Origin of the sequence: Methanothermobacter sp. (assembly GCF_030055425.1) — an archaeon.
GTDB lineage: Archaea > Methanobacteriota > Methanobacteria > Methanobacteriales > Methanothermobacteraceae > Methanothermobacter.
In genome coordinates, this window is sequence record NZ_JASFYE010000006.1 from 91,784 (window position 1) to 109,559 (window position 17,776).

Below are 17,776 nucleotides of genomic sequence, written 5' to 3' on the forward strand. Positions count from 1 at the left end.
TGACTGTGAAAAAAATCTTCATGTTCATAAGGGCTAGGTCACTCACTCAATTAAGGTTTTATAATGTCGTTATAATATACTTTCATGATGAAAACCGTGGATAAGAGCAAGACACTCACAAAATTCGAGGAATTCTTTTCACTCAAGGAGTACAAGGACAGGGTGTTTGAGTCCATAGAGAAGTACCCCAACGTCAGATCCATTGAAGTTGATTACCTTGACCTTGAAATGTTCGACCCCGACCTTGCAGACCTTCTAATTGAAAAACCAGACGATGTGATAAGGGCCGCCCAGAAGGCCATAAGGAACATTGATCCCCTGAGGAAGAACGTGGACCTCAACATAAGGTTCAGTGGGGTCAGCAACGTCATACCCCTCCGGGAGCTCCGGAGTAAATTCATAGGTAAATTCGTTGCAGTTGACGGTATTGTAAGGAAAACAGATGAGATAAGGCCCAGGATAGTTAAGGCCGTCTTTGAGTGCAGGGGCTGCATGAGGCTCCATGAGGTCAGCCAGTCCACCAACATGATCACGGAGCCATCACTCTGCTCAGAGTGTGGCGGCAGGTCCTTCAGACTCCTTCAGGACGAATCAGAGTTCCTGGACACCCAGACACTGAAACTCCAGGAGCCACTTGAGAACCTCTCAGGTGGTGAGCAGCCCCGCCAGATAACCGTCGTCCTTGAGGATGACCTGGTTGACACCCTCACCCCAGGGGACATCGTGAGGGTCACAGGTACACTGAGGACAGTCCGCGATGAGAGGACCAGACGGTTCAAGAACTTCATATATGGAAACTACACCGAGTTCCTTGAACAGGAGTTTGAGGAGCTCCAGATAAGTGAGGAGGACGAGGAAAAGATAAGGGAACTTGCAGCTGACCCCAACATATACGAGAAGATCATAAGGTCCACCGCACCATCAATACACGGTTACCGTGAGGTAAAGGAGGCCATAGCCCTTCAGCTCTTTGGGGGGACCGGGAAGGAGCTCGATGATAAGACCCGCCTCCGTGGGGACATACACATCCTCATAGTCGGGGACCCGGGTATAGGTAAGTCCCAGATGCTCAAGTACGTGTCAAAGCTGGCCCCCAGGGGGATATACACAAGCGGTAAGGGTACCTCAGGGGTTGGGCTCACCGCCGCGGCTGTGAGGGATGAATTCGGTGGCTGGTCCCTTGAGGCCGGTGCCCTTGTCCTGGGAGATAAGGGTAACGTCTGTGTGGATGAACTGGATAAGATGCGTGATGAGGACCGTTCAGCCATCCACGAGGCACTGGAGCAGCAGACCATAAGCATAGCCAAGGCAGGTATAATGGCAACCCTCAACTCAAGGTGCTCTGTCCTGGCAGCCGCAAACCCAAAATTCGGGAGATTCGACAGTTACAAATCAATTGCAGAGCAGATAGATCTTCCATCAACCATACTGTCACGTTTCGACCTGATATTCGTTGTGGAGGACAAACCCGACGAGGAGAAGGACAGGGAACTTGCAAGGCACATCCTGAAAACACATAAGGAGGACCACACCCCCTTTGAAATCGACCCAGAACTGCTGAGGAAGTACATAGCCTATGCAAGAAAGAATGTGAGACCCGTGCTGACAGATGAGGCGATGCAGGTCCTTGAGGACTTCTACGTATCAATGAGGGCCAGCGCAGCCGATGAGGACTCGCCGGTCCCCATAACAGCAAGGCAGCTGGAGGCCCTTGTGCGACTCTCAGAGGCCAGTGCAAAGATAAAACTCAAGGAACACGTGGAGGCAGAGGACGCCAGGAAGGCCATAAAACTGTCCCAGGCATGCCTGAAACAGGTGGGGTACGACCCTGAGACCGGTAAGATAGACATCGACAAGGTTGAGGGGAGAACACCCAAATCCGAGAGGGACAAGTTCCGACTGCTAATTGAACTCATAAGGGAATACGAGGAGGACTACGGTGGGAGGGCACCCACCAATATTCTTATAACTGAGATGATGGATAGATATAACGTGAGTGAGGAAAAGGTTGAGGAACTGATAAGGATCCTCAAGGACAAGGGCGCAATATTTGAGCCCGCCAGGGGATACCTTAAGGTGGTCTGAATTTTCCATTACACACTTTTTACCGGAGGTATAGATTATGGATGATTACGAAAAATTACTTGAAAGGGCCATAGAGCAGCTGCCCCCAGAAGTATTTGAAACAAAGCGTTTCGAGGTTCCAAAGGCGTACTCAGTTATACAGGGAAACAGGACATTCATACAGAACTTCAGGGAGGTCGCAGATGCCCTCAACAGGGACCCCCAGCACCTTCTTAAATTTCTTCTAAGGGAACTGGGTACCGCAGGTAACCTTGAGGGTGGAAGGGCCATACTCCAGGGTAAATTCACCCACTTTCTCATAAACGAGAGGATAGAGGACTACGTCAACAAATTCGTCATATGCCACGAATGCAACAGGCCAGATACAAGGATAATCAGGGAGGGGCGGATATCCCTTCTCAAGTGCGAGGCATGCGGTGCCAAGGCGCCCCTCAAGAACGTCTAGAGAAGATAGAGGAGCAGCTATAGAAAATGTTCTGTGTCAGATGCGGTAATTCTGATTCTGAATTATATGATGGACTCTGCAGGGACTGTTTCCTTGAGGACTACACCATCCTCAGCATACCCTCCAGAATAGAGGTTTATGTGTGCAGCCACTGCCATGCAAAGCTGATAAGTGGCCAGTGGGTGGACGAGGGCCTCCCTGAGGAGGAAATAGTATACAGGGCCCTTGAGGAGAATATCAGCTGGGAACCCCCTGTTGAAAACCCTGAAATCGAACTGGAAATAATACAGCAGAGGGGCACCATCTACCAGTGCCTGGTGGAGGTGGATGCTGAGGTCCTTGGAAGGATGGTGAGCCAGGAGTACGGGGTGGAGGTCCGCCTCACAAACACTGTCTGCCCGGCCTGCAGCAAACAGGCATCAGGCTACTACGAGGCTGTGATACAGTTAAGGGCCGATGGAAGGGAACTGGATGAATCAGAAATAGAAAGGGCTGACCTCACAGTTAAAAGGACCCTCCTGAAGCTATCAAGGAGGGATAAGCTGGCATACCTCCCCCAGAGGGTTGAGGTGAAGGAGGGGGTCGACTACTACATAGGATCCCATAAATCCGCCAGAAAGGTTGTAAGCGCCCTCAGGGAGGAACTCGGTGGCATTGCCAGTGAGTCACCACGGCTGATGGGGCAGGATAGGTCAAGCGGCAAGGGACTCTACAGGACATGGATTTCACTCAGACTCCCTGATTTCAGAAGAGGAGACTTCCTCCTGCACCAGGACCGAATGCTCACGGTGCTTGACCTCAGAAAGCGTGGTGTGAGTGTGAAGGACCTTGAGACCCGTGATGTGAAGAACATACTCTGGGGAGAATATGAAAATATTGACCTAGTTGCGAGGGCCAGTGATGTTAAGACAACCACAGTGACTGCAAGATCCCCTGGAAGGATACAGGTGCTTCACCCTGAAACATTTGAACCCGTGGACCTTGAAGCTGACAGTTACACATCAAAACTTGAGATAGGAGAACAGGTTCCTGTTATAGAAATTAAGAAGAGACTCTACATCATTGATGAGGCGGAGGAATGATCTGATGGATGATACGCTCAACACCATAACACGTGATGTTCTTGAGGTCATAACACCCGATGAACTGCTGGAGGTCCTTAAGAAGGATGAACCTGTTGTCTACACCGGCTATGAGCCCTCAGGTAAGGTTCATCTGGGACACGCCATAACCATAAGGAAACTGAGGGAAATGCAGGATGCCGGCTTCAGGGTCAAGATACTCCTTGCAGACTACCATGCATACCTCAATGGTAAGGGCAGCATGGAGCGGATAAGGGAGATGGCCGATTACAACAGAAAATGCTTCCTGGCACTTGGACTCTCCCCTGATAGGACCGAGTTCATCCTGGGTTCATCCTTCCAGACTCAGCCAGAGTACACAGACCTGGTATACAGAATGGCCCTCATAACAACACTTCTTCGGGCCAGAAGGAGCATGGCCCAGATAACAAGGGAATCAGAGGACCACAAGGTTGCAGAGGTTATCTACCCCCTCATGCAGGTCATCGACATGGTCTACCTTGATGTGGATGTGGCGCTGGGTGGAATGGAGCAGCGAAAGATACATATGCTGGCACGTGAGAACCTCCCCAGGCTCGGTTTCGATGCTCCGGTATGCATACACACCCCACTGCTCCATGGGACCGACGGTTCAGAGAAGATGTCCTCCAGCAAGGGTAACTTCATTGCAGTGGACGACTCCCCCGATGAGATAAGGGAAAAGGTGAAGGGGAGTTACTGTCCCATGGGGGAACTGGAGGGTAACCCCATCATCGAAATCGTGAAGTACTTTATAATGCCAGAATATGGCAGGATGACCATAAGGCGCCCTGAAAAATTCGGGGGCGACCTTGAACTGGACCTTGACGAACTCCTGAATACCTACTCCAGTGGCGACCTTCACCCGCTGGATTTGAAGAATGCGGTCTCAGATTACCTTATTGAAATGCTGGGACCTGTAAGGGACTACATGGAAGGTGTTTAGATGCTGTACGACATGAGACTTCCGCCAGGTATAACACACACAACAATGGCTGAGATAATTGATGAATACGAGGTTGAACTGATACAGACAGACGATGGACCCGTCCTGAGGGGTGAGCTGGAGGAACTTGAAAGGGCAAGGGAACGTATCCTTGAGTCCATCAGGAAGAGGATAGAGGAACTTGAGAACCCAGGGCCCCAGCAAAAATAATGCATTTCCCTGAACTTATCTTATCCCATCAGAGCATATTCCAAGGTGGGGGGCGATTATCCTCCTTATATCTCTCTGGATGATGTTGAGCCCCCTCCCTGCATCAACAATGTAAAATTCATTTTTATCGGCGAGTTCAAGGTACCTCTCCCTGACACGTGAAAGAAATGAGGGATCCTCGAATTCATCGGTACCGCCACATCTCTCCATTGCCAGTTCAACATCAAGGTCAAGTAGTATAACTATATCAGGCTGTGGTGCAAACCTGTTTATCTCAGAAACCCATTCAGCAGGTTCCTGGTAAACCATGCTGGAATAGTAACACCTGTCGCTCACCACAACACTTCCACTCCATTCCCCCTCTATTTTGCCCCTGAGGGTCAGGCGGTCCGCAGCAAAGAGTAGTGCCAGCATCCTCTGCCCATCAGGGGTCCTAGCATCGGGACTGGAGAGCATCTCCCTTATGATGCCCCCTATCCTGGAGTCTGTTGGTTCCCTAACATTAAAGACCCTGTATCCGTTTTCCCTGAGCCACTCCGCGGTGAGGACGGAATGTGTCGTCTTACCTGACCCATCAATTCCCTCAAAGCATATGTACATAGAGATTAATCTATCGCTGAAGGTAAAATATCTTCCCCTTGCGTTGAAATCATGACATGGAATCATAACATAAGTTTATAATGCTTTAGATACAGAATTATACTATTAATTTTATTATAGAGGTGGAACATGTCAAAAGCCAAGGTCATGGTGGTTGAGGATGAGAGCATAGTTGCCATTGATATAAGCCAGCGCCTTGAATCCCTGGGTTACCAGGTTACAGCCACAGTTTCCACCGGTGAAAAGGCCGTTGAAATGGCTGAAAAAACAAGGCCAGACATCATACTGATGGATATTGTCCTCAAGGGGGACATGGATGGTATAGAGGCTGCTGAGGAGATAACCAGAAGGATGAAGGTTCCAATAATCTATATAACCGCCTATTCAGACGAAGAAACCCTCAAAAGGGCCAAGATAACAGGGCCCTTTGGATACATAATAAAGCCCTTTGAGGACCGGGAACTCCACAGCGTCATAGAGGTCGCCCTCCACAAACACCAGCTTGAGAGGCGGCTTGCAGAGAACGATGAACTCTTCAGGGCCATACTCTCATCAATAAGGGATATACTGTTCACTGCCGACAGTGATGAAAGGTTAACCATGATATCACCCGGACCGCTTGCAGAATACGGCCTTGATGCAGATGAAGTTCAGGGTAAAAAGGTCAGCGAGGTTTTCGGTGACAGGATTCACAGCGAAATGATTGAAAGGGCACTCAATGGGGAAACAGTTAGCTATGAGTGGGTCTGGGAGCCCATGGATAACTCTCATTTTGAAACAACCCTATCCCCCCTCCGTGACTTTGAGGGCAATATAAAGGGGGTTGTGGGTGTCCACAGGGATGTCACCGAAAAGGAACTTGCAAGAAGGGCGCTTGAAAGGGAGACTGCCATAAACAAAAGCCTTGCAGAGATATCAAAGAAACTCCTATCACCAATGTCACTCGAGGAGATATCTGCGAGCATAATTGAAAGGGCTAAAAAACTGACAGGCAGCAGATACTGCATGGCTGGCTTCTTTGAATCAGATGGTAGCCTGAGGAATTACTTCCCATCAGAGGAGGTGGGGGAGGAGTGTCATGTGGACGCTGAATCCACTGAAATGGGTGGTCTCTGGAATCTTGTGCTCAGGAAAAGGGAACCGGTTCTTGTAAATGACCCCCCCTCACACCCTGAATCCACTGGGGTTCCTGAGGGCCACATTGAAATAAGGAACTTTCTGGCATGCCCCGCGCTGCTCAATGATGAGCTTGTGGGAATACTGGCAGTTTCAGGAAAGGATGGGGACTACGATGAAAGGGATCTTGAGGTAATGGAGCGCCTTGCAGATATATATGCAATCGCGATTCACAGAAAAATTGAAGAGGACCGTGTCAGGGCCAGTGAGGAGAGGAACAGGGCCCTTGTACAGAAATTCCTCAAGATAGTTACCGAGGTCCTTGAGGAGATAAAATAAATCCTTATTCTGTTTGGAGGTAACAGTACTTGGAAATCCCGGAACTCCTTGCACCCGCAGGTTCACCTGATTCCTTCAGGGTCGCCATCAATGCAGGGGCCGATGCAGTTTACCTCTCAGGTAAGGACTTCGGTGCACGGCACTATGCAGAGAACTTCAGCCTGCAGGAGATTCATGAGGCGGTGGAATACGCCCATCTACATGATAGAAATGTGTATGTAACTGTAAATACCCTCCTAAGGGACTCTGAACTTTCAGATGTTGCTGAATACCTCCAGGAGCTCTCCAGTGCAGGTGCAGACGCTGTGATCATACAGGACCCCGCACTCCTGGTTCTGAGGGATGAGTTATCCATTGACCTCCCATTCCATGCCTCAACCCAGATGACCATACACAACAGGGCGGGGATAAGATGGGCAGAGCAGATGGGCCTTGAGAGGGTTATACTTGCAAGGGAGCTCTCCATTGATGAAGTCAGTGCCCTTGCGGCTGAATCAGACGTGGAGCTTGAGGTTTTCATACATGGAGCCCTGTGCTACAGTTACTCTGGCCAGTGCCTTCTATCCTCATTTATAGGTGGTAGAAGCGGCAACAGGGGCCGGTGCGCCCAGCCATGCAGGAAGAGGTATGAACTCATCCAGTTAAAACCCTCAGAGAGGAGGGTGCCACTGAGGGAGGAGTACCTCCTATCCACAAGGGACATCTCAGCCTACATGCACCTTCAGGAACTGGTTGAAGCCGGAGTCCAATCCCTGAAGATAGAGGGGCGGATGAGGTCCCCTGAATACGTTGCCACCACAGTGAGCGTCTACAGAAGAGCCCTTGATGAGATAAAGAGTGGTGGGTGGAAGCCGTCAGAGAAGGAGTTTGATAAACTCAGGCTTACCTTCAACAGGACACTCACAGGAGGTCACCTCTTCAGGGAGGACTTCATGGGACGGGAATACCCTGGTGACAGGGGCCTCCCGGTGGGCCATGTTGAAAGGTACGAAGGTGGCAGGGCCCATATAAGGATAACCTCCCGTATAAAGCCAGAAGCCGGTGATGGCCTCTTTTTCCAGGGTACAGGTAAAGGAATGTATGTCCATGACCATAGATACGATGGCGGATTACTCTCCGTTCCTTCAGGACCTGTAAAAGAGGGTGCACTGGTTTACCTTACAGGGAGGAAGAGCCTCCAGAAATTCACTGAAAAACTCAGAAGATCATCTCCAGGAAAGTGCTGGGATATTGAACTGAAATTCACTGCAGATAAAGATGGTATGGTGGATCTAACCGCAGAATGGATGATGAATGGGTTGCGGCTAAGGGAATCAGTTGAAACACAGTTTGAGAGGGCCCTCAAAAGACCCCTCAATGAGGATACAATAAAGAATCACCTGCTGAGGGTCGGAGATAAACCCTTCAGACTTACCTTAACTGAATTCAGATACCCTGGGGGACTATTCTACCCCCTAAGTCGCCTCAACGCCCTCAGAAGGGAACTTCTGATGAGGGTCGAAAGAAGGATACTCAGAGAGAGAAGACCCCACTATCACCATCCCAAACCTGCATCTCATCACCCTGACAGGAGACTTCCAGAGGCCCCCTGTATATCAGTCTATGTTGAGGACCTCAAGGCAATGAAATCCGCCCTCAGGGCCGGTGCAGGTAGGGTTTACCTGGAACCCCAGGTTCATGGTGACTTCAGGATCTGTGATGATGATGACATCATCAGTGTTCTGGAGAGGGCCTCCGAGGTTTCATCCAGATACGGTGCTGAGGCTGTATGGAAGTGGCCTGACATAACCCATGACTGGCTCTTTGAAAGGCTCCTTGAAATTGAAGGGGACCTCTCCATGGACCTCATGGTGGGTGGTTACGGTATCCCTGACCTGATAAACTGTGATGTGAAGGTGTATGGATCACCCGCCCTCAACATTTTCAACAGCCGATCAGCGGCCCTCCTATCAGGCAAGTTCCACCTCCTGACCCTCTCACCTGAACTATCATGGAATGATCTCCAGAGGATTCAGGTCCCCGCTGAAATCATCGTGCATGGGAACCTTACCGCAATGGTGACCCGGGACAACCTCTGGAAACTTGCACCCCCTGACTTTGATACATCCACCGGTTCCAGGTGGGGGATCATGGACAGTAGGGGCGCTGTATTTCCCATAAATCAGCTGCTGGGCTGTGAAACGGTAATCATGAATTCAAGGGAGACCTGCCTCATTGACTTTTTACCCTCCCTTCCTGATGCAGGCTTCAGGAACTTCTCCATCGACTGCCGTATTCAATCCCCAGAGAGGACCAGGTTGCTTGTTGAATCATATGTGAGTGCCCTCGAATCACCCGAAAGGATACCTGATATCAAGGAGCGCATTGTAATGGAAAGTCCCGCAGGGGTAACGGCATCACACTTCAGGAGGGGTCTTGCGGAATAATGGGTCCTTACAGATGCCCACCTGGAATACTTTCCATGTGCACTCTGAATTCATATATATTCCAGTAACTCCACATAGTGGGCATGATGAAGTCCATCAATTCTGTCGGGGAAGCCCTCACAGATGTCAGCGGGATAGGGGAAAGGCTGGCGCAGAAGATAATAGACGAACTTGGGGGAGAAAAAGAGCTTTTAAAGGCGGTTGAAAACCTTGAAATTGATAGAATCGCATCAATTGAAGGTATAAGTCAGCGAAAGGCAATTGAAATAACCAGTAAGCTTCTGGGAAACCCTGTTCCCTCATTTCTGAAAACTGAAAGGGCATTTCAGATTTACCAGGAAATAGTTGAGACCATCAGTTTATATGCCCATACTGACTATGCCCGCAACAGACTAATGCTCCTCCACCCCTCAACGGATACTGATGCCATGAGGAGCCATATTGAAATGGTCATGGAATCAAAGAAAATGGTCTCTGAACTCCCTGTTGAAGATTTAAGGTATCTCCTGAAAAAAATTAAAAGGCCTGAAAACCCCCAGCCTCCATTCGATCCATCCAGGGCCATACTGGTGGAGACAAGAGAGGATTATGATCACATGATAGACATGGGCCTCAACCGTTACCATCCGGTGATAATGAACCCTGAGCAGGGCGAACTCGATGAATACGAACTGATAATCTATGTCTACTCCGAGGGAATTATTGACCTGGAGGACACATTCAACACGGTAATGGTCACAGCAGATTCAGAAAAACATGAGATTGTACCGGAGGATGTCCTCGGATATTTCAGGGCGAACATTGACCTCCTGCGTGGCGCCCTTAAAATCAAACGAATTCTGGGTATGAAAACCTGTCTTGATGAGGTCCTTGCAATAATGGATGAGCTGGGTAGCCTTGAAGAGGGAGAAGTTGACATTGATGAGGCCGTGAACTCTGTGAAGGCATGGGCTGATTCAGAATTAAGGAACCTCATAAAGGACATCGACCTTAAAGGCGAGGAGGTCCTGACCCTCCTCAATCAGGGTATGACCGGTAAACTGGAGAGGATATTCGATGATGTCCTCAAAAAGGCCTGTGAGATGATAAAGAGAAAGACAGGTGTTGAGTTCGATCCATTCATAAAATCGTATCCCCTCAAGATCGATCATGGGGAACTTGAAAGGGTTAAACGTCTTGAATCAGCATCAAGAAATATAAGGAGGTTTGAAAGGAGGGTGGATGCGGCATCGAGGCTCAGTGAACTCAGAGAGGCTGTTGAAAATGAAATAAGGGATCTGATGGAATTTGACTACCGCTTCGCCCTTGGCCTCTTCGCACATGATTACGGGCTCGTTGAACCGGAATTCGGTGATGAGATAATCCTCAGGGGGGCACTGCACCTCAACCTTGTTGGATCAGAAGAACCACAGCAAATTGACTACAAACTGGGTAACCCTGATAATGTTGTGCTCCTCACCGGTGCCAACAGTGGGGGAAAAACAACGCTTCTTGAGACACTTGCCCAGGTGACCATGATGGCCCAGATGGGGCTTCCAGTATGTGCGCTTGAGGCCATGGTAAGACCCGTTGAGGAGATTCACTTCATCTCAAAGAAAAGGTCCCTGGATGCAGGTGCCTTTGAGTCATTCATAAGGACCTTCACCCCCGTGACAATGAGTGGAAGCTCAAAGCTCATACTTCTCGATGAACTTGAGGCAATAACCGAACTTGATGCCGCAGTGAAGATCATAGCAACCTTCATAGAGTTCATAATGGAATCTGAATCCATTGCAGTCATTGTGACCCACATGGCCCGTGAAATACTCAAGTACGTTGATGTGCGGGTTGATGGTATCGAGGCAAGGGGGCTTGATGAGAACTATAATCTCATTGTGGATAGAACACCCCGGATAAACTATCTTGCAAGGAGCACCCCTGAACTGATCATAAGGATGATATATGAGAAATCATGTGACAATGAGAGGATTGTTTATCGCAGGATACTTGAAAAGTTTCAGAAAAACGGATAAATCTGGAATAATTATATCATTTACCATGATAACCCATCTCAAGGACCATCTCCTGGATCTTAAAAGAGAGCAGAAGGACATCTATGAGATATTCAACCGCATATACGATGTTGAATGTGGTGAAGGACACCTTAAGGTGAGTGAAAGCCTCAAAGAGAGGTTTGGGACAAAATTTATTGAATCCGCTGAAAATCAAAGGATAACAAGCACATACAACCGCTGGACTGGTGAAGGATCACTTTTTAATTCCATGCGCCTTAAAAAGCCAGCTATGGACACCGAACCCGCCAGAAAGGTTCTTGATGAACTTATCAATGATAAAAAAGGGTGTGACTTCTGCAAACCAGAACTGTACACACCTGAAGATGATTTCGGACGTGTCGTGGGAAGGCACTCCATTACAGCATCAAACATAGCCAAGTATGATGCATGGAGCGGCCTTCTGATATTCAGAAAACATGACCCCCTTGACTTCACCCTGGAGGAATTTTCAGATTACCTAATAACCGCCTCAGAATGGTTTAAAATGGCGGAGAAATCCTCAGGATTTCATTTTCCATTCATGGTATGGAACTGCCTCCCAAGGGCAGGGGCATCACAGATCCACGGCCACATGCAGCTTCTCTTGGGCAGGAGCCCCTATGCAAGGATTGCATTCCTTGATGATGTCTCCAGGAGATACAGGGAACGTTATGGTTCATCATACCATGATGATGTCTTCTCAGTCCACCATGCCCTTGGACTTGGTGTTGAAGCGGGAGACGCGTGTGTATATGCAAGTATAACCCCACTGAAGGAAAAGGAGATCATAATAACATTTAAGACAGATGCCTCCAGGGATTCTGATCTCCAGAACCACCTCTTCAAGATATTAAGGTGCCTGATAGATGAATGTGGTGTCTACAGCTTCAACCTGTCGATGCACCCATTTACTGAAGAAATGGAGATCCCGGGCATCATAAGAATCGTGGACCGCGGAAACATTGCATCAGCATCATCTGATATGGGCGGTATGGAACTCTTTGGAAGTTCAGTCATCGGAAGCGACCCCTACATCATATTCAGCGGAATTAAAGGTGCCCTTGATGCCTGAGTATTTATTTGATTTTCTTCATGAACTTGAATACCTGAAGAATCCCAGCAGGACAGCTATAATCACTGATATCGACGGTACAATAAGTGAAATAGCACCAACACCCTCTGAAGCCCGCGTAGATGAAGAGATGAGGGAGGTTCTCAGGAGAATCTCAGAACGCTACAGTGTACTTGCCTTTATAAGTGGAAGGCCTGTGCATGAGGCGGTCAGGATGGTGGGGGTCCAGGATGCAATATATGTTGGAAACCATGGCCTTGAGTACATTATAAATGGGAGGTATAAACGCTTCAGAGAGGTTGAGGAGTACATTCCCATCATCAGAAAATGTGCCCTTGAACTCAAGGAGAAATCCCCCGATGAGAATATCATGTTTGAGGATAAGGGTATCTGTTATTCCATACATTACAGGCAGTGCACTGACCCTGAACTGACAGAGAAAAGGATAATGGATATCCTCAGGGAGATGCCTGAATCCAGAGGAATACGTGTGGATCACGGGAGAATGCTTGTTGAGCTCAAACCCCCGGTGGAGTACAATAAGGGCCTCGTAGTCCGGAAAATCATAGAGGAATCAGACGTATCATCTGCAGTGTACCTTGGAGATGACGTCACCGATGCCGATGCCTTCAGGGAACTCAGAAAACTAGAATCTGAAATAGGACTCAAAGCTGCATCAGTGATTGTGATCTCAAAGGAGATACCCTATGAAATAAAGGATTCAGCCTCCTTTTATGTGTCAGGGGTCCCTGAGGTCCTCAGATTTCTTAAGTGGCTCTTAAAATAGGTTTATTTCTCCATACCCCCTCTCAAGTTAATCTTAAAGTAAGTTTATTTCTTCATAAGATATTATGTATTGGCTGAAAATACTTATTAGATGAGGACAACATAATATTATCCATGACATCTGTGGTTGTCATGGCGGGGGGTAAGGGTACAAGAATAAGACCTCTAACATTTTCAAGACCCAAACCACTTGTACCAGTTGCAAATAGACCCATACTGGATTATATAATTCAGAGGGTCATTGATTCTGGTTACAGTAAGATTATAATGACGCTGGGGTATCTTGAGGATCAGATAAGTTCATATGTCCCCTCAAGGTACCCGGAAATTGATTTCAGGTTTTCATCCGAGAAGAAGCCCCTTGGAACCGCGGGGGGTGTTAGGGCAGCGGCCAGTGATATGGATGAGACCTTTATTGTCCTCAGTGGAGATGTGCTCTTTGACCTTGACCTCCAGCGAATGGTCAGTTTCCACAGAAAGAAGGGTGCACTTGTTACCGTGGCCCTCACACCAGTTGATGACCCTTCACATTACGGCATAGCTGTTCTCGATGATGATGGGAGAATAACACGTTTTCATGAGAAACCCCGCCCAGAGGAGGTCTTCAGCAAAATCGCGAATGCAGGCATATATGTCATGGAACCTGAGATCTTCGATTACATACCTGAAGGGAACTCTGACTTTTCATCTGACATCTTCCCTGTTTTGATAGAGGAGAACAGGGGGGTATACGGATTCGTTTTCAGTGGTTACTGGAATGATGCAGGTAAACCAGACACATTCCTTAAGGCCAACCATGATGCCCTCAATGGTCAGATAAGCCCTCAACCTGAAGGTGAACTTTTAAATGAGGTTCCAGGTCGATTTGGAGATATATGGGTGGGTCAGGATGTTGTTATAGGCGAGGGAGTTCGTATAGCTGGACCCGTGGTTATAGGTGATGGTGCAGAGATAGATGAGGGGGTATTCGTGGGCAGGGAAACCGTTATTGGACCCGGAGTTTATGTGGGAAGTGACAGCTTCGTGAGGGGGTCCGTTATTTTTGATGGCAGCAGAATTGAGGAAGGCTCCCAGCTTGTAAACTGTGTTATTGATGAATTCTGCCATATCAGAGAGAACTGCATCATCGAAAGGTGTGCCATGATCGGCCGTGGTGCCCTCCTGGAACCATCAACCATTATCAGGTCCCACTGCAGCGTCAGCAACAACCTCAGGATACTCTCAGGTTCCCTGCTTGATTCGGATTATCCCATTGTGGCTGAACAGTGATTCCAATGGCGAGGTACGTTCAGGATATAAGGGGCTCTGTTAACCGGGACATAGACTGCTCATTTGCCCTCAACCTTGGGATGCTGATAGGTGACTACGTAAGCTGCAGGCGTGTCCTGATAGGTAGAGATGCGCATACACCATCTCAGATGATAAAGAGGGCCATAGGAACAGGATTGATGGCCGCTGGAGTGGATGTTATTGATTTTGGTGTTGCCACGGTCCCTGTTATACATCACCACATGGAGCGTCTAGACAGTCATTTGATGATAAACGTCTCCAGCTCCCCACTCAGAGCAGATGAAATAAACATTAAACTCCTCAGCAACCATGAGATTCCGCTTGAACAACGCCCCACAGTTTATGCGGACTGGAATCAGCTTGGAAAGCTTCGATATGTCAATAACTACCTTGACTCCTATATCAAATCAATACTTGAATTCATATCACCCTCGGTAGGAAAGCATGAATTTATGGTGGTCCTGGGTTACGATGAGGGGTCCCCCTGGAACATTGAGGGGGATATACTCAACCGGCTCAACTGTCAGACCATAAACATCACATTCAGGGGGTCGCTATTTGGTAAAAACTTTCCCCTTGCGAATGCCTCCAGCATATCCATGATAGCAGACGTTGTGAGGGCAACCGGCGCGGATATGGGGGTCATACTGGACAACGATAGGGACACCATCTTCTTTATAGACGAGAGGGGTGAACTCATAAGGGACCAGACCGTACTATCGATCTTTGCAGACCATTACCTGAAATCCTCTGATGGGCCCGTGGTGTCCTCGGTGGTTGCATCAAAGGCGCTTGAGAATGTCGCCGGAGGACGTCTTATAAGGACATCAGTAAATGATGTCCTCAACAGGGTTTACACAGAGAATGCTGTTTTTGGTGGTGATGAACCTGGAATGTACATATTCCCTGAATTCCAGTACTGCTATGATGCCACCTTCGCACTTCTGAAGATGCTGGAGATAATGGAAGAGAAGAACATGACACTCCACAACCTTGCATCCAGCATGGGAAGGTACAGCAGGGTTGAATTCAGCATGGAGTGTCCCAACGAATTCAAGGACAGTTTAATTGAAAGGCTTGCTGAACACTTCAGTGGCAAAAAAATTGAACTTATAGATGGTATAAGGGTTGAAGAATCATCTGGCGTCGTTCTCATAAGGCCATCCAGATTTGAACCCCTTATAAGGGTCTATATTGAATCAGAATCCTCTGAGGAAACCCAGAAGAAATCACGCCATATAATGAACCTTCTGAAAAGTAAAATGAGTGATCTTTATGGTGAGTGAACTTCAGGAACGCAGCATGAAGTTTCTTGAAGATAAGAACCCTGTTATCGTATCCAACAGGGGACCAGTGGAATTTTTCAGAAAAGATGGGAAAATTGTTATGAAGAGAGGTGCGGGGGGTCTTGTTTCAACCCTGCTGCCTGTTGTTGAAAGGTTCAGCGGTGTCTGGGTCTCCAGCGCCATGACCCCTGAGGACGCTGAGGTGGCAGCGGGTTACCCTGAAAACAGGGTTCCCCTCCCTGAGGATGATCCGAGATTCACGGTTTCCTTTGTTATAGTGGACCGTGAAAGGTATGAATCATACTACAGTGTCATAAGCAATCCGCTTCTCTGGTTCATCCAGCACTACATGTGGAACACTCCCTACTCCCCTGAAATCGATGATAAAATCTATACTGCCTGGGATGAGGGTTATGTCCATGTTAACAGGAAATTTGCAGATAAAGTTATATCTGAAATTGAAAGAAATGAAAAGAATCCTCTGATTATGTTACAGGACTATCACCTCTACTTATGTCCTGGTTTCATAAAGAAGAAGGTTGGTGATGTCTTCCTGAGCCAGTTCATACATATCCCCTGGCCACAGAGGGATTATTTCAGAATACTCCCTGAAAAGATGAGGGAGAGTATAATAAATGGGCTTCTTTCAAATACTGTTCTCGGATTCCATATAGAGAGATACTGCTCCAACTTCATGGAATGCTGCGTGGACCTTGGCTACGATGTGGATGCTGAGGATGGAGTGGTGCTGAATGGGAATGAAAAGACATTTGTAAGAAATTATCCCATATCCGTTGATCCAGATAGTATAAGAAGAACCGCCAAATCAGATGCGTTCAGGGAGAAGGAGGATTTCGTCAGAAAGTTGAAGGGTGACATGTTTCTCATCTACCGTACAGACAGGGCGGATCTCAGCAAGAACATAATACGTGGCTTCAGAGCCTATGAACTGTTTTTGAGGGAGCATCCCGAGTTTCATGGTAAGGTAAAGTTCCTTGCCACGGGTAAACCAACAAGGCAGCAGATAATGGAGTACAGGGATTATACAGATGCTGTGAAGAGCACCGTGGATGAAATCAACAGGAGGTACGGTAACTCCAGCTGGAGGCCCATTGAGTACATCCACCGTGCCGATTATGAGCTTGTGGCTGCTGCATTCAAAAACTATGACTGCCTCATTGTGAACCCCATTGCCGATGGTATGAACATCGTCCCCAAGGAGGCTGCGCTTATGAACGAAAAATCAGGGACAGTCATACTTTCAGAGAACGCCGGCTGCTATGAGGAACTTGCCGACTACGTCACAGGTGTGAACCCATTTGATATAAAGGAAACTGCAGATGCCATCTATAGGGCAATAGCAATGAAGTCTGATGAAAGAAAGAGGCTTTCAGATGGCCTTAAATCAAAGGTTCGTGAAAGAACAATATACCACTGGATCAATGAACAGTTCGATGACTTTGAGAGGCTGATGAAATAGATTAAGTGATTGAGTAGGTAATCGTATCTTAATCAAGAGAATGAAATTTTAATTTTTATAAAAATTTATAATTTTGCCTGCACACTAACTCTACGGGTTCACAGGTAGATTACCCTTCCCTCCCCGAGCAACCCTCGAAGCAGGCAGTCTGTCCGATGCTGGGTTTCTTCTAATCATCTGAGGCATCAGCCCACATCATAGAAGGACCTTGGGCATCAGTCGTTAAGATGTGACAGTTAATTCTATGAAAATAGGTTTATATAAAGATTAGCATGAATGGCTGGCAGTGAAGTGGGCTTCCCACAGCAAAAACACCGCAGTACACACCCACAACGCAGCAGGACTTAACTACTGAGATCGAAACGAGATCAGGTATCACCCCTGCGCCATGACCGCCATGCCGTGTGATATCAATGAGGATGATATGTGAGTATGGTGAGTATGAGGTGTGGTCTGGCAGTGAAGTGGGCTTCCCACAGCAAAAACACCGCAGTACACACCCACAACGCAGCAGGACTTAACTACTGAGATCGAAACGAGATCAGGTATCACCCCTGCGCCA

14 protein-coding genes and 2 rRNA genes are annotated in these 17,776 nt (G+C 47.9%); 13 read left to right on the forward strand and 3 right to left on the reverse strand.

Features of this window, described 5'->3' with window-relative positions; all coding sequences use genetic code 11:
• Nucleotides 1–84: 84 nt before the first annotated feature.
• The 5 genes from mcm to QFX39_RS07010 are packed head-to-tail and all read left to right on the forward strand — an operon-like array spanning nt 85 to nt 4,786.
• The gene (gene mcm, locus QFX39_RS06990) at nt 85–2,085 is read left to right on the forward strand and encodes a minichromosome maintenance protein MCM (protein ID WP_300478762.1); all 2,001 of its coding nucleotides are present in this window, start codon (nt 85–87) and stop codon (nt 2,083–2,085) included.
• Between the two features lie 37 nt (nt 2,086–2,122).
• Complete coding sequence (locus tag QFX39_RS06995) at nt 2,123–2,530, forward strand: translation initiation factor IF-2 subunit beta (protein WP_013295174.1); 408 nt, start codon at nt 2,123–2,125, stop codon at nt 2,528–2,530.
• A 26-nt stretch (nt 2,531–2,556) separates the two neighbouring features.
• Complete coding sequence (locus QFX39_RS07000) at nt 2,557–3,612, forward strand: 60S ribosomal export protein NMD3 (protein WP_300478766.1); 1,056 nt, start codon at nt 2,557–2,559, stop codon at nt 3,610–3,612.
• Nucleotides 3,613–3,616: 4 nt separating this feature from the next.
• Nucleotides 3,617–4,576, forward strand: a complete 960-nt coding sequence (locus tag QFX39_RS07005; RefSeq protein WP_300478808.1) for a tyrosine--tRNA ligase — start codon at nt 3,617–3,619, stop codon at nt 4,574–4,576.
• The gene (locus tag QFX39_RS07010; RefSeq protein WP_300478769.1) at nt 4,577–4,786 is read left to right on the forward strand and encodes a hypothetical protein; all 210 of its coding nucleotides are present in this window, start codon (nt 4,577–4,579) and stop codon (nt 4,784–4,786) included.
• Nucleotides 4,787–4,801: 15 nt separating this feature from the next.
• Here the strand turns inward: QFX39_RS07010 and tmk are convergent, their stop codons facing one another.
• Nucleotides 4,802–5,386 carry a dTMP kinase gene (gene tmk / locus QFX39_RS07015; protein ID WP_300478772.1) on the reverse strand — a complete coding sequence of 195 codons (585 nt, stop codon included), beginning with the start codon at nt 5,384–5,386 and terminating at the stop codon, nt 4,802–4,804.
• 129 nt (nt 5,387–5,515) lie between these two features.
• Between tmk and QFX39_RS07020 the strand changes: the two genes are divergently transcribed.
• The 8 genes from QFX39_RS07020 to QFX39_RS07055 all read left to right on the forward strand — a co-directional run bounded on the left by QFX39_RS07020 (nt 5,516) and on the right by QFX39_RS07055 (nt 17,214).
• The gene (locus QFX39_RS07020; RefSeq protein ID WP_300478775.1) at nt 5,516–6,841 is read left to right on the forward strand and encodes a GAF domain-containing protein; all 1,326 of its coding nucleotides are present in this window, start codon (nt 5,516–5,518) and stop codon (nt 6,839–6,841) included.
• Between the two features lie 29 nt (nt 6,842–6,870).
• Complete coding sequence (locus QFX39_RS07025) at nt 6,871–9,267, forward strand: U32 family peptidase (RefSeq protein ID WP_300478777.1); 2,397 nt, start codon at nt 6,871–6,873, stop codon at nt 9,265–9,267.
• Between the two features lie 83 nt (nt 9,268–9,350).
• Nucleotides 9,351–11,279, forward strand: a complete 1,929-nt coding sequence (locus tag QFX39_RS07030) for an endonuclease MutS2 (protein ID WP_300478779.1) — start codon at nt 9,351–9,353, stop codon at nt 11,277–11,279.
• A 25-nt stretch (nt 11,280–11,304) separates the two neighbouring features.
• Complete coding sequence (locus QFX39_RS07035; protein ID WP_300478781.1) at nt 11,305–12,372, forward strand: hypothetical protein; 1,068 nt, start codon at nt 11,305–11,307, stop codon at nt 12,370–12,372.
• The gene (gene otsB / locus QFX39_RS07040; protein WP_300478783.1) at nt 12,365–13,159 is read left to right on the forward strand and encodes a trehalose-phosphatase; all 795 of its coding nucleotides are present in this window, start codon (nt 12,365–12,367) and stop codon (nt 13,157–13,159) included. The genes QFX39_RS07035 and otsB overlap by 8 nt, the downstream gene beginning before the upstream one ends.
• A gap of 113 nt (nt 13,160–13,272) precedes the next feature.
• Nucleotides 13,273–14,427: an NDP-sugar synthase gene (locus QFX39_RS07045; RefSeq protein WP_300478787.1), complete on the forward strand. Its 1,155-nt coding sequence runs from the start codon at nt 13,273–13,275 to the stop codon at nt 14,425–14,427.
• A 5-nt stretch (nt 14,428–14,432) separates the two neighbouring features.
• A complete protein-coding gene (locus QFX39_RS07050; protein ID WP_300478789.1) occupies nt 14,433–15,734 on the forward strand; it encodes a phosphomannomutase in 1,302 nt (433 codons plus the stop codon).
• A 16-nt stretch (nt 15,735–15,750) separates the two neighbouring features.
• Nucleotides 15,751–17,214, forward strand: coding sequence for a trehalose-6-phosphate synthase (locus QFX39_RS07055; RefSeq protein WP_300478792.1), 1,464 nt, complete (start codon nt 15,751–15,753; stop codon nt 17,212–17,214).
• A 278-nt stretch (nt 17,215–17,492) separates the two neighbouring features.
• On the opposite strand, the gene rrf (QFX39_RS07060) is transcribed toward QFX39_RS07055, so the two are convergent.
• Together rrf (QFX39_RS07060) and rrf (QFX39_RS07065) are read right to left on the reverse strand one after the other, a co-directional pair.
• A 5S ribosomal RNA gene (rrf, locus tag QFX39_RS07060) occupies nt 17,493–17,614 on the reverse strand.
• 51 nt (nt 17,615–17,665) lie between these two features.
• A 5S ribosomal RNA gene (gene rrf, locus QFX39_RS07065) occupies nt 17,666–17,776 on the reverse strand; the annotation flags it as partial.